The organism is Pseudomonas sp. MYb118 (assembly GCF_040947875.1).
Lineage (GTDB): Bacteria > Pseudomonadota > Gammaproteobacteria > Pseudomonadales > Pseudomonadaceae > Aquipseudomonas.
This window is the reverse complement of sequence record NZ_JBFRXN010000004.1, coordinates 177,161-191,284: the sequence shown is the minus strand read 5'-3', so window position 1 is coordinate 191,284 and position 14,124 is coordinate 177,161. Positions and strand designations below refer to the sequence as shown.

Here is a 14,124-nt window from a genome sequence, read left to right as displayed (position 1 = left end):
CTCGCTCCTACAGAATGTTGGGTGTTCACAAATATCCAGGAGCCCGCTGTCCCTGTGGGAGCGGGCTTGCTCGCGATGGTCGTTAACGATGACGCGGGTGACCTGATACCCCGCGGTGCCTGATCTTCCATCGCGAGTAGGCTCGCTCCTACAGGCACAGCGTAATCCTTGTGGGAGCGAGCCTGCTCGCGATAATCGTCAACGATGACGCGGGCGGCCTGATGTCCCGCGGTGCCCGGTCCTCCATCGCGAGCAGGCTCGCTCCCACAGGGACGGCGTGATTGTTTTCTCACCACAAAAAAAAACGCAGAAGCCAGGCTTCTGCGTTTTTGTTTTCAACGGTGCTTCAGGCCATCAAAACTCCGGCGTGTACTTCACGCTGAACATCACGTTACGCGGATCGCCATAGTTGTTGTTGCCGTCGAGCTGGTTGTAGCCCGCGGTGAAGTAGGTCTTGTCGAACAGGTTGTTGGCGTTCATCGCCAGTTCGATTTCCGGGGTCAGCTGATAACCGACGCGAGCGTTCCACACGGCATAACCCGGTACGTTGACGCTGTGGTTGAAGCCCAGGGTGTGGGTTTGTGCAGTGAAACCCAGGCCGGTGCTGACACGGTTCCAGTCGCCGGTCCATTGGTAGTTACCCCACACACGTACCATGTGTTTCGGTGTCCACCAGCTGAAGACCTTGCCTTCGTTGTCCGGGTCTTTCAGATACTTGGTGGTGTTGTAGGTATAGCCGGCAAACAGTTGCAGGTTGTCGATGACTTCGCCGCTGATCTCGGCATCCAGACCCTGGCTACGCACCTTGCCCGAGGCCTTCGAGCAGTACCAGCCGTCGCAGTTCTGCGGACCATCGGTATCGAGCGTGGCGCGGTTTTCCTGGTCGTAGCGGAACAGCGCCAGGGACGTGTTGACTCGGCCATCCATCAACTGGCCCTTGAGGCCGATCTCGTAGTTGGTGCCGATGATCGGCTTGATCACCGAGCCGCCGACATCACGCTCGGTCTGTGGGGTAAACACGTCGGTGTAGCTGGCATAGACCGCCCACTCGCGGCTCAGGTCATAGACGATGCCGGCGTAGGGCGTGACTTCGCCGGTTTCGTTGGACTTGCTGTCCGGGTTCTGGCTGATGCTGGTCGCGTCCTGGCTCCAGGATTTGTAGCTGTAGTCGTACCAACTGACCCGCGAACCGACCACAAAGGTCAGATCATCCACCGGCTTGACCCGCCAGCTGCCGTACAGGCCTTTCTGGCGAATGTCGTATTTGCTCGGCGTGCCGAAACCACCGGATTCGAGCAGGCCTTCATAACTGATGTCCGGACGGTCGTGATCAATGTCGAAAATGTTGCCGGAACCATCACCAAAGGTGCGCGCGTACTTGTCGTCCGAGCGGTACTTGGAATAGTTACCGCCAATCATGACTTCCTGCTGCATCGACAAGGCTTCGAACTTGCCGGTGAGGTTCATGTCCAGACCCAGCTTGGAAGAGTCGGTGTCGGTGACGAAGTCTGCGTATTGCAAGCCGCTGCCATCGGGCTCAAGACCATCGCCGAACGCCTGCGAGCGCTGGTTTTTCGCCTTGTTGGTCTCTTTCATGTGGACGGCGCCGACCTTGAACGCCCAGTCTTCGTTGAAGCGATGCTCCAGGTCGGTGTAGAGCGTGGTGACGTCGATGTCGGTGTGGTTCCACTTCGCCCCGGTGTAGGTCGAGCGCGGGATGTCGACGGGCTTGCCGTCAGCGTAGCGTGGAAAGCCGCGAACGTTGCTGCGCGAAGTACCGTCGGAATTGCTGACGGCAAAGCCCAGGGTGGTGTCTTCGCTCAGGTCGAAGTCGAGCGAGCCGTAGAGCGAGGTGGTTTTGTACCACTCCTTGTCGACGAACGAATGGGTGTTGTCCTGATCGGCGACAAAGCGGCCACGAATCGTGCCGGCCTGGTTCAGCGGACCGCCCGCGTCCAGTTGCAGGCCGTAATGGTCCCAGGAGCCGGCCTTGCCGGTCAGGGTCACGGTCGGTGCCGCCTGGCCACGCTTGCGCACCAGGTTGACCGCACCACCCGGGCTGCCAGTGCCTTGCAGCAGACCGGAGGCGCCACGCAGCACTTCCATGCGGTCAAAGAAGATCAGGTCCTGCGTGGCCCAGTTTCCCAGGGCGTAGGTGTTGCGGGGGATCGGTACGCCGTCGTATTGCCAGTCATCAATCTGAAAGCCGCGCGAGCTGAGGATCATGCCCCGCCCCACGCCTTGCGCACCCACCAGGCCGGTGGTCTTGTTGGCCGCATCCTTGAGGTCGACGATGTCCTGGTCGTCCATCTGCTTGCGGGTCATCACCGTGACCGACTGCGGAATCTCCTTGAGGGTGTGGGTGCCCTTGCCGATGGTCACGGCGTTGGAGGTGTAGGAGTTGGAACCTTCAGTGGTGGCCTCGACCCGCTGCCCATTGATGGTGGTCGCGCCCAGTTCCAGGCTTTCGCCGGTGGTGCCGCGCACCAGCATCAGCGTGTTGCCTTCGAAGCTGTAGCGCACGCCGGTGCCCTTGAGCAGTTCGGCAATCGCCGCTTCCGGGGTGTATTTACCGCTGACACGCGTGCTGCGCAGGTCGGCCATCTCGCTGGCGTCGTAGACCACCTGGCGGTTGGTCTGGTTGCCGAACGCCTTCAAGGCCTGCGGCAGCGATTGCGCCGGGATGTTGATGGCGAATTCTTCAGCCATGACCTGCGCGCTCAATGGCAGCAGGCACGCCATGCCCAGCCCGGCCAGCGCGTGGCGCGAGCGAATGCTTCGGGACATGACCAAAGCCTTGAACAGAGGTTTGAACTCATGAATTGCTGACATCGTGCTCTCTATTATTGGTAGAAGGATTAGACGGCCAACCGTTGTCTGGACCTCTGACCGAACCCCTCCCCGGGTAGCGGTCGCCTGGCAACGGAAAAATTCTTGTAAAGCCGCACAAATCGGTCACCCAAGGCACTCTTGCCCACCCGGATTTGTGTGCTCACAGAAGTGAGACGCAGCACCGGGGAAAAACCGGAATGAGTTTATTTATCATTTGTGGATATTTTTGAAAAAAGCCCCGGTGGATCCCCATTGGCCTTGCTCGCGATGGCGGCCTTACAGGCGTACATATCCATTTCTGCGGTAACGGCCGCTTAGGGTTTCGCCCTCACGGCGGGTTACTTTGGGGTCCTGTAGGAGCGAGCTTGCTCGCGATGGCGGCCTAACGGTGTACATATCCATTTCTGCGGTAACGGCCGCTAAGGGTTCCGCCCTTACGGCGGGTTACTTTGTCGCGCCAAAGTAACCAAAACGCCACGCCCCTGACGTACGGCCCTTCGCTGGCGCTCCGGGTTCCCTCGCTCCGGTCCTGCTCCGTGGGCGCGCCGCCATCGGCCATCCTTGGCCGAGGGCGGCTAACCCGGCATCCATGCCGGGTTGCCCACTACGCAGAACCTCCACTCGGCCTTCCGACGGGGCAATCTGCGTCGCCTGTGGGATCGTGGTTCTGTTTCTGTTTCTGTTTCTGTAGGAGCGAGCATGCTCGCGATGGTCGTCAACGATGACGCGGGCGGTCTGGATGCCTGTGGGGTCTGGGCCTCCATCGCGAGCAAGCTCGCTCCTACAGAGGATTGCGTTTAACCGTGCTGGGGAAATATCGGATGGCGCCTACAGGTCTTTGTAGGCAAACTCTGATTCTTGCTGTTGGGCAATTTGATGTCTTGTTGCGTGTTTCTTTGGCGGGATAGTCTCGGGTCGTCGCTGAGCATTCAGCGGTCGGGTGTGGTAACCCGAGAAACCAGCGCGACAGTGCATGAGTCACGAACACAGGCAGTCTTCATTGCCTGTGTTTTTGATATGGCGGCTGTGCGTGGGACGCCCTTGGGCGTGCCGGTTTCCTTGGTTTCCGGTTTACCACCCTGCGTGCAGCTGCCACCCTTTCGTGTGGTAACGAAATGGCAGCTCCTCAAACCTTGGAGTTAACCAATGAAAACCACCAAACAGTCTTCCGCCGCAAAACTGAAAACCATCGGTTTCACCCCTCTCATCTATTGCTCAGACAATCCACTCTTCCACGTCTCTCGCAACGTCCCGCTCGTTGACGCATTGTCCATGGCTTCCGATTTCCTGTTCCTCGCCAAAGGCCTGACCCAGGACGCGGCCTACGCCCGCGACTCCGACCGGCACGCCTGGGCCGCGCATTACCTGACGCAGATGGGCAAGGCGTTGGTGGATGATGTGGTGAAAGTACTGGAGCCCGTGCCAGAGCGAACACAAGCCGAACCCAAGAAATAAACCTCCCCCCTCCCTGTAGGAGCGAGCTTGCTCGCGATGGCGGACCGGACACCGCTGGGTGTCAGGCAGCCAGCGTCATCGTTGACCACCATCGCGGGCAAGCCCGTTCCCACAAGGACAGTGTCCGTCAGTAGATATTGGGGTGACTGTAAGATCGCTATCGCGAGCAGGCTCGCTACCACAGGGGCTATGGGGAGAACAGCAAGCTTTTGATCCTGCTTTTGATCTTGCTCTTGATCCACCCGCCCCTTCGGCAGGCTGAGTGGAGGCATTCATCCGGGGAATAGGCGCGCAGCGCCGTGCGGCGTAGCCGCACACATCGAGAGGAGGTGCAGCGAAGCAAACCGGAGGCGATGTCCCCGGATGGATGCCGGAACGAAGGAACCCCGAGCGTCAGCGAGGGGCCGTACGCTGGGGCGAGCGTTTTTTTGCTTACTTTTTTTAGGCGCTTGTAAAAAAAGTGAGTCGCCGTAAAGGCGAAACCATAAGCGGCCGTTACAGCAGAAACGGATATGTACACGACCAAAGGCCCCATCGCGAGCAAGCTCGCTCCTACAGAGGATTGTGTTTAACCGCGCAGGGGAAATATCGGATGGCGCCTACAGGCCTTTGTAGGCAAACTCTGATTCTTGCTGTTGGGCAATTTGATGTCTTGTTGCGTGTTTCTTTGGCGGGATAGTCTCGGGCCGTCGCTGAGCTTTCAGCGATCGGGCTTGGAAACCCGCCGGATCACAACGCAAGGCGCCCTTGGCACGATTGAAGTGTTATGGCAGCTGTGCGTGGGACGCCTTTGGGCGTGCCGGATTTATGGTCCCCGGTTTCCAACCTGCGCACAGCCGCCACCCACTCGCTTGGAAACGAACGTGGCGAATTCTCTTACGTTGGAGAAAGACCATGACAAAAATTGATTCCCGTTCCGCCGCAAAACTGAAAACCATCGGTTTCACCCCTCTTATCTATTGCTCAGACAACCCACTCTTCCACGTCTCTCGCAACGTCCCACTCGTTGACGCATTGTCCATGGCTTCCGATTTCCTGTTCCTCGCCAAAGGCCTGACCCAGGACGCGGCCTACGCCCGCGACTCCGACCGGCACGCCTGGGCCGCGCATTACCTGACGCAGATGGGCAAGGCGTTGGTGGATGATGTGGTGAAAGTGCTGGAGCCCGCGCCAGCGCGAACACAGGCCGAACCCAAGAAATAAACCTGCCCCCCTCCCTGTAGGAGCGAGCTTGCTCGCGATGGTGGACCGGACAACGCTGGGTGTCAGGCAGCCAGCGTCATCGTTGACCACCATCGCGGGCAAGCCCGCTCCCACAGGGACAGTGTCCGTCAGTAGATATGGGGGGACTGTCAGATCGCTATCGCGAGCAGGCTCGCTCCCACAGGGGGGCGGGGGGAGAACAGCAAGCTTTTGATCTTGATCTTGATCTTGATCTTGCTTTTGATCCACCCGCCCCTTCGGCAGGCTGAGTGGAGGCATTCATCCGGGGAATAGGCGCGCAGCGCCGTGCGGCGTAGCCGCACACATCGAGAGGAGGTGCAGCGAAGCAAACCGGAGGCGATGTCCCCGGATGGATGCCGGAGCGAAGGAACCCCGAGCCCTGGCGAGGGGCCGTACGCTGGGGCGAGACCTTTTGGTTCCTTTTGGCTGGGCCGGCATTCCGGGCGTTTGCCAAAAGGGACCCGCCGTAAGGGCGGAACCATAAGCGGCCGTTACCGCAGCAACGGATATGTACACCGTAAGGCCACCATCGCGAGCAAGCTCGCTCCTACAGGGGTCCCAAAACGACCCGCTGTAAGAGCGGAACCCTAAGCGGCCGTTACCGCAGGAATGGATATGTACACCAACAAAGGCCTCATCGCGAGCAAGCTCGCTCCTACAGGGCCTTCGCCTCCTGCAGCTGCCGCGCCAGCAACGCCTTTTCCTCCGGGCTCATGCTGTCCAGGCGCAACCTCGCCTGGGCGATTTTTTCCAGTTGGCCCGGGACGCTCTCACTCGCGCGCAACGCCTGGGCCAGACCGGCCACCGTGGGGTGATCGAACACCAGTCCCGGCTGGATCTCGCATTGCAGCAGCTTGCGAATACCCGCCACCAGCTTGATCACCAGCAACGAATGCCCCCCGGCCGCAAAGAAGTCGCGGTCGATGCCCAGGCGCGGCAGGTCGAGCAATTGCGCCATCCGCGTCGCCAGCAACTGCTCCAGCGCATCCCGGGGTTCCAGGCCGGCGTCATCAACAGACGTGGCCCCCAGTTGCTGCAACGCCTGGCGGTCAATCTTGCCGTTGGCCAGGCGCGGGAAGCGCTCCACCGCCTGGATCTGCTGCGGCAGCATGACGCTCGGCAAGCGCAGGGCCAGCGCAGAACGCAAGTCGTCGAGCCATCCGGAAACCGGCGCTTCTCCTGCCACGACAAACGCGAGCATGCCCTCTTGCGCCGTCGCCCCCGGCAGCACCAAGGCCTGTGCCACGTTCGGCAGGCGCAGCAGCTCGGCTTCGACTTCGGCCAGCTCGATGCGGAAACCACGCACCTTGATCTGCTGGTCGCGCCGTCCGTGCAACTGGATCGACAGGTCCGGCCGATAACGCGCCAGGTCCCCCGTGCGATACAGGCGCTGCGTGGCATCGAACGGGCTCTGGATAAACGCCTGCGCATCGGCCTCGGCGTTGAGGTAACCGCGGCACAGTTGCGCGCCGCCCAGGTACAACTCGCCCAGCACACCGACCGGCGCCAGTTGCAGCGCCTCGTCGAGCACGAACACCTGGTTGTTGCCCAGCACCTGGCTGAGAGCACCGGTGTCCGTAGAAGAAGTGTCCAGCGGATGCACCAGCACCCCCACCGTCGCCTCGGTCGGGCCGTAGTGGTTGAACACCCGACAATCGCTGCGCAAATGGGCGATGCGCGTGAGCAACGTCGGTGCAATCGGCTCGCCGCCAAGCACCAGCGTGCGCGGCACCCGCGCCTGTTCGCCGTCGAGCAGCGCAGCCAGGTGCGAGGGCACGATCTTCAGGCAGTCGATGGCCTGTTGTTGCACGAACGCGGCGAAGCGGCTGGCGTCCTGCATCTGCTCGTCGCTGGCCACGTGCAGGGTGGCGCCGTTGAACAACGCGCCGAACAACGCGGTGTTGCCCAGGTCCGCCGCCACCGTGGAGGTCAAACCCACCTGCCGGCACTGCTCCAGTCCCAGCGCCTGGCTGACCTGCGCGGTGTAGTTGAGCAATTGCCGATGCTCGATCACCACGCCTTTGGGCTGACCGGTCGAGCCCGAGGTGAACAGCACGTAGGCCACGTCGTCACCCTGGGTTTGCAACTCGACAGCAGGCTCAATAGCAAGCACCGACGCGGCATTGAACAACGGCGTCAGCGTGCTCACTCGCACGCCACTGCCCTGCCACTGTTGCAACTGCGGGTCATCGACCAGCAACAATTCGGCCCCCGCCTGTTCCACCATCAAGGCCTGGCGCGCCTGCGGCCATTGCGGGTCCAGCGGCAGGTATGCCGCGCCGACCTGCCACGCCGCCAGCATCGCCACCACCAGGTCGACCGAACGCGGCAACGCCAGCGCAACGATCGCGCCACGCCCCAGCCCCTGGGCACGCAAGGCCTGCGCCAGCGTCGTCACCTGCGCCTGCAATTGCCCGTAGCTCAGGCGCTGCGTGGCGTCGGTCAGGGCAATCGCGTCCGGGTTGCTGCGGGCATGCTCGGCAATCCGTTGTGGCAGATAGCGCGCCTCGACCACGCTCGGCGCCGGGTTAATCGCCAACAGGCGTTGCTGTTCATCGGCACCGAGCAGCGACAATTGCCCCAACGGCGCACGCGGGTTGGCGACGATGGCGCCCAGCAGCACCTTGAACTGGCCGACCAGCCCCTCAATCGCCTGCACGCTGTAGCGCGAGGCGGCAAAGTGCAGGTGCAACGCCTGCGCCGCACCGCCGTCATCCAGCTCGGCCTGCATCAGCAATTCCACCTCGCCGAGCGCCAGCGGAAAAATCGACGGCAGCCAGTGCAACCCGGCCGTCTCGGCACGCGGCGCACGCCACGCGGCGAAACCACAAGCCGGCAGTGCGGCCTTGGGTGCCAGTTCCGGCGCCCAGTATTCCTGCCAGGTGCGATGCTCATCCAAACGCGCTGCCAACTCCGCCAGCCAGCCATCGAACGGCGCGGCCAAGGGCAGCGCCAGATTCAGCGGCAGATTGCGCGCGAAAACGCCCACGGCGTCGGCAAAATATTCGTAGTCCTCGCGGCTGTCGTGGCGCACACCCACCAGCATCTGTTCCTGCCCGCTCAAACGGGCGAGCAACAACCACCAGGCCCCTTGCAACAACAGGCTTTGCGGTTGTTGCAGCGCCGCGCTGGCCTGCTGCAAGCCGGCCAGCAGCGCAGGTTCCAAGGCGCTGCTGAACAAGGCCGAAGAGGACTCGGCACTGGCCTTGCGATAGGCCAGCCATGGGCTGGACAACTCGACGTCGGCATCCTGCAGGTGTTCCTGCCAATACAGGCGAGCACCGGCAGCGTCCTCGTCGAGCACCACTTCGCTGCGCCACTCCAGATACTGGCTGAACTCGCCCGGCGCATCGTCGCCCTCGGGCAAGCTCTGCTCGTAAGCCAGGCACAGTTGCTGGTACAACACCTTCAAGCCACTGTCATCGCAGCAATGCCGGGCCACGCCGAACACCAGTTTCCATTGCTCATCCGCCAGGCGATAGAGCACTGCCTGAACGCTCTCCGACTCGCCCAGCACATAGGAACGCGCCGCCCATTCGGCGATCTGCGCCTGGATATCCGCCGCCGACTCGATCCGCGCCTGCACCGTCAGGGGAAAGCGTTCAACCTGCGCCGCAAACTGGCGAAACCCATGGAACCCCGCTGCCTTGCCGACTTGCGCCAGCAACATCGGCTGCTGCACCAGCAACGCATCCAGCGCGGTTTGCAGGCGCTGCGGGTCCAGCGCACCGTTCACGTCAACCTCGAAAAAATGCAACGCATCGCCGCACAGCGAAGCCTTGGGCAACTGCGCCAGCACCTGCTGCTGTTCCGGGGTCAGGGCGTAACCCAGATCCTGCTGATCCATCGACAAAGGGTTCATGCGCCGGTTTCCTCGGTGTTCGGTTGCGTCACGCGCAACGTGCTGTGGTCGTACATATCGCCCATGGCGACGACGATTTTGCGTGTGCCTTCGTACGGGTCACGGGCGTGGGCCACCAGCATGTTGTCGAGCAGGATCGCGTCGCCCTTCTGCCAGTCGAAACGCACCGCACATTCCTCGTACAGCTCGCCGATGCGCTGCATCACCTCGTCTTCGATCGGTGTGCCGTCGCCGTAGTAGACGTGGCGCGGCATGCGCTCCAGGCCATACATCGACAACAGGTCTTCCCGCACCTGCGGCTCAAGCCAGTAGATGTGGTGCAGTTGCACCTGGTTGAAGAACGACTTGGCGCCCGTCACCGGGTGACGAATGATCGCCGGGCCCGGCGTGCGGGTCTGCAACTCGTCGTTGTCCAGCCAGCGCCACTGGATACCACCGGCACGGCAGCGCGCTTCGACTTCGGCGCGGTCCTCGGTTTTGAAGAAGTGCTGCCACGACACGTCGAGCTTGTCGGTGAAGGTGCGCACGTAGAGCAAGCCCTTGTCCTCGAACTTCTCGCGCAGGTCCGCCGGCAGCTTCTCGTACATCAGCCGGCAATCCACCACCGGCGTCGCCCCACCGGAAAGCGAAGGCTGCTCGCAATAGAACATCTGCTTGCGCGGCCAGCGGTCCTGGTGCGAACTCTCGTTGTGGAACAGGATCATCTTGCGTTCCGGATACGGCGTGGAGCGGTAGGTGTTCTTGCCGCCCTCCTTCTTCGGCAGGTCGCCGTACTGGCCGTAAAGGCCCGGCTGGATCGCCTCGGCGAAGGCTTCGAAGCCCTGGATGCCGTCGAGTGCGAAACCACGGAACAGGATGCCGGCGTGTTCGGCCAGTTTCTGCTCCAGCAATGGCCGGTTCTGCTTGATCCACTCGATCAGGTCCAGGTTCGGCTCGTTCGGCTCCACCAGCAACGGGAACGGCTGTGGTGCGGCCAGCAGCGATTCACGCACCGGCGCCGGGCGGATCTTGCTCACGGTGGCGGCAGAGCGTTTGAGGAATTTGCCGAGTTTGTCGGCTTTCGGTCCTGGCGCGGCGGGCCTTGCGGCTGCGGCTGAGTGTTCGACTGGCATGCTGATAGCTCCCAATTGAATGTCCTGATCAGCGACGATCTGTTCCAACAGGGCTATCCAGGCCTTGACCAGGTACTGGATACGCTCGTGTCCGAACAAGGTTGTGGCGAATTGCCAATTACCCAGCAATTGCCCTTCTTCATCGTCAACGAACAACGCCATGTCGAATTTAGAATGCGACTCCAGCACCGGCAGGGTTTCCACGCTCAAACCACCCAGAGCCTGCACGCGGCCAGGCAGGTTGTTCATCACGAACAGCACCTGCACCAGCGGGTTCATGCCCTTGTGCCGCGTCACTCCGGACGCATCGACGATCATGTCGAACGGCAGGTCCTGGTGCTCCAGGGCGCCGAGCAGGGAGTGCTGGGTGTTGGCCAGGAAGCTGGCGAACGGTACAGCGGCGTCGAAGCGCGAACGCAACGGCAGTACGTTGACGAAGAAGCCGATCAGCCGCTCCAGCTCCGGCTGCCCGCGCCCGGCCACGTCGGCGCCGACCAGCACATCCGCCGCGCCACTGAAATGGTGCAGCAGCACCTGGAACGACGCCAGCAGCGTGCTGTACAACGTCACGCCGGCCTGGGTCGAGTGCTGGCGCAGGGCACGGGTCAGTTCCGCACTCAGGCGGAACTGCACCGAGTCGCCCTCGAACGACGGCACCAGGCCGCGCGGGTTGTCCGTCGGCAGCGACAATTGGCCGCTGTAACCGGCCAACTGATCCTTCCAGTAAACGGCCTGCTGCCCGAGCACACCCTGCTGTTCCAGCGCCTGTTGCCACAGGGCGAAGTCTGAATACTGCACGTCCAGCGCCGGCAACGGCGCGGCCTGCGGGTCTTCGCTCAGGTGGTAGGTCTGCACCAGTTCGTTGACCAGCACGCCCATCGACCAACCGTCGGAAATGATGTGGTGCATGCAGAACAACAGCACATGCTCGTTCGCACCCAGGTGCAGGATGCGCCCGCGCCACAACGGCGCCTGTTCCAGGTCGATGGGCGTGCGCACGTTGTCCAGCGCGGCCTGGGCCACGTGCTCTTCCTGGGCACTGCGCGACAGACCGGACAGGTCGGTCAGCGGGAAATCCACCGGCACCTGTTCATGGATCAGCGCAATCGGGTCGCCCTCATCGTCCTGGGCATAGGCGGTGCGCAGCACTTCATGGCGCTGCACCACGGCAGCAAAACTGCCAATCAGCCGTTTGATGGACAGCTCGCCGCGCAGGCGCAGGGCCATCGGCATGCCATAGGCCGAGGTGCCGCCGGACAGCTGTTCGGCGATCCACAGGCGCCGTTGCACCAACGACAGCGGTGCCTCGGTCTTGTGGCCGAAGGCCTGGAGCACCGGCACATCGACCAGCGGCTTGGCCTGTTCCTGCATGAAGGCCGCCAGGTCCTGGAGGCGTGGATGGCTGAACAGGTCGCGCAGGCTCAACGGGCAATCCGTCAGCTTGCGCAGGCGCGACACCGCCTGGGTCGCCAGCAACGAATGGCCGCCCAGTTCGAAGAAATGATCGCCGCGCCCGACCTGCTCAAGCTCCAGCACCTCCTGCCAGACCGTGGCGATCTGCTGTTCCAGCACACCCACCGGCGCGACGAAATCGCCGCTGGCCAGTGTGGCATCCACTTTGGGCAGGGCCTTGCGGTCGATCTTGCCGTTGGGGCTCATCGGCAGGGTTTCCAGCAGCACGATGTGCGCCGGCACCATGTAATCCGGCAGGCTGTCGCGCAGGCGCGCCTTGATGCCTTCGCGCAGGCTCGCCTGAGCCGCGGCATCGCCCCGGGCCAGAGCCGGGTCGTCGAAGGCCACGTAGGCCACCAGTTGCTGACCGATGGCCGCCGGTTGCGCCACCACCAGCGCCTGGCGTACCGCGGGTGCCTGCAACAGATGGGTCTCGATTTCCCCCAGCTCGATGCGGAAGCCGCGGATCTTCACCTGATGGTCAAGACGCCCGGCGTAGTCGATCAAGCCGTCGGGGCGATAACGCGCCAGGTCGCCGGTGCGGTACAGGCGCCCACCGCCGACCGGATCGAACGGGTCGGGAATGAAGCGCTCGGCGGTGAGGTCGGCGCGGTTGAAGTAACCCCGGGCGAGCAGGTCGCCGCCGATCACCAGTTCCCCGACCACACCGACCGGTGCCGGTTGGCCGTGGATGTCCAGCACGTGCAGGCCGCGCCCCTGCAACGCATGCCCGATCGGCATGGTCGCCGGCAACGGTGTGCGGCCTTGGGCGTAGTCGGTGCACACCAGCTCGGTGGCGCTGACCGTGGCTTCCGTCGGGCCGTAGGTGTTGAGCAGGCGCACATGGCCCAGGCCTGCCTTGGCCCAGGTGGCCACGCCTTCGGGTGGCATCGCCTCACCACCGACGCTGACCAGGCGCAGCGCAGCGTAATCACGCGGAGTACCGGCGGCGAAGTCCTTGACCAGCATGTTCCAGTAGGCCGTGGTCAGGTCGCTGACCGTGATCTGCTGCTGCAGCACCACGCGGTGCCAGGTCTCGCTGTCCCAGATGTCCGGACCGCGCAGGATCACCGTGGCCCCGCAGACCAGCGGTGGATAAAGTTGCTCGACGAAGGCATCGAAGTTGAACGTGGCGAATTGCAGGCAGCGGTCCGCCGCACTCAGGCCGTGGAAGCCTACGGTGGTCAGGGTGTGCCGCGACAGCGCCGAGTGCTCGATGGCCACGCCTTTCGGGCGCCCGGTGGAACCGGAGGTGAACATCACATAGGCGAGGTTGCGCGCGCTGCAACGTACCGGCAGGTTGTCGTCCTGCGCCGGCAATTCGAGGTGGTCGAGGCTGAGCACCGTGACGTCCTGCACGACCGGCAACGCACCCTGCAAATGGCTCTGGGTCAGCAACAAACGCAGGCCGCTGTCCTCGATCATCGCCCCGAGGCGTTCGGCCGGGTATTGCGGGTCCAGCGGCACGTAGGCGCCACCGGCCTTGAGCACGGCCAGCAGGCTGACGATCATCGCCACCGAGCGCTCCACGGCGATGCCCACCAGCACGTCCGGGCCGACGCCGTGTTGCACCAGCAGGCGAGCCAATTGGTTGGCCTGGGCATTGAGGGTGGCGTAGCTCAGCTGTTGGTCGTTGAACACCAGCGCGATGGCGTCCGGCGTGCGGGCCACCTGCTGCTCGAACAGCTGCTGCACGCGGTGCTCATCGCCCGGTTGCGCCAGCGGTGCGCGCACCGCCACCGGCGTCAGGGTCAACTCACCGAGGCAACGCTCGGCCGGCGCCTGCACCATCTGCTGCACCAACTGGCCGAAACACGCCGCCAGTTGCGCGATCACCGCGCCGTCGAACTGCTGGCGGTTGTAGCTGAACTGCACGGACAACCGCTCGCCGAGCATCACCGACAGGGTCAGCGGGTAGTTGGTCTGCTCGAAATTGGCCACCTCGCCAAAGCGCAGCGCTTGCGCGCCACCCTGTTGCAGGGCCTCGGCAATCGGGTAGTTCTCGAACACCAGGATGTTGTCGAACAGCGCTTCACCGCCCTGCCCGGCCCAGCGCTGGATGTCGAACAGCGGCGTGTGCTCCTGCTCGCGCAACGACAGGTTCTGCGCCTGCACCTGTTGCAGCCATTGCGCCAAGGGTTGCTCGGCACGGGGGCTGGCGATGACCGGCAAGGTGTTGATGAACAG

General features: G+C 63.0%; 5 protein-coding genes (1 of these 5 running past the window's edge). 2 read left to right on the top strand and 3 right to left on the bottom strand.

All coding sequences use genetic code 11. The annotated features are described in order from the left end of the window. Positions 1-354: 354 nt before the first annotated feature. A complete protein-coding gene (locus ABVN20_RS26980) occupies positions 355-2,832 on the bottom strand; it encodes a TonB-dependent siderophore receptor (protein WP_368558846.1) in 2,478 nt (825 codons plus the stop codon). Between the two features lie 1,146 nt (positions 2,833-3,978). Between ABVN20_RS26980 and ABVN20_RS26975 the strand changes: the two genes are divergently transcribed. Both ABVN20_RS26975 and ABVN20_RS26970 read left to right on the top strand, forming a co-directional pair. Then, positions 3,979-4,287, top strand: a complete 309-nt coding sequence (locus ABVN20_RS26975; RefSeq protein ID WP_368558845.1) for a DUF3077 domain-containing protein — start codon at positions 3,979-3,981, stop codon at positions 4,285-4,287. An 894-nt stretch (positions 4,288-5,181) separates the two neighbouring features. Continuing rightward, positions 5,182-5,490, top strand: a complete 309-nt coding sequence (locus ABVN20_RS26970) for a DUF3077 domain-containing protein (protein WP_368558844.1) — start codon at positions 5,182-5,184, stop codon at positions 5,488-5,490. Positions 5,491-6,166: 676 nt separating this feature from the next. Here ABVN20_RS26970 and ABVN20_RS26965 read toward each other — a convergent pair. Then, positions 6,167-9,373, bottom strand: a complete 3,207-nt coding sequence (locus ABVN20_RS26965; RefSeq protein ID WP_368558843.1) for an amino acid adenylation domain-containing protein — start codon at positions 9,371-9,373, stop codon at positions 6,167-6,169. Next, on the bottom strand, positions 9,370-14,124 hold the 3' portion of the coding sequence (locus ABVN20_RS26960) for a non-ribosomal peptide synthase/polyketide synthase (protein WP_368558842.1). It continues 8,703 nt past the right edge of the window; the window shows 4,755 of its 13,458 coding nt (coding positions 8,704-13,458); the start codon falls outside the window, past its right edge; it ends in the stop codon at positions 9,370-9,372. Before ABVN20_RS26960 ends, ABVN20_RS26965 begins: the two co-directional genes overlap by 4 nt.

Bases quoted from the DNA above. Each gene is read 5' to 3' on its own strand.
- ABVN20_RS26980 (WP_368558846.1), bottom strand. From the start codon at position 2,832: ATGTCAGCAATTCATGAGTTCAAACCTCTGTTCAAGGCTTTGGTCATG.
- ABVN20_RS26975 (WP_368558845.1), top strand. From the start codon at position 3,979: ATGAAAACCACCAAACAGTCTTCCGCCGCAAAACTGAAAACCATCGGT.
- ABVN20_RS26970 (WP_368558844.1), top strand. From the start codon at position 5,182: ATGACAAAAATTGATTCCCGTTCCGCCGCAAAACTGAAAACCATCGGT.
- ABVN20_RS26965 (WP_368558843.1), bottom strand. From the start codon at position 9,373: ATGAACCCTTTGTCGATGGATCAGCAGGATCTGGGTTACGCCCTGACC.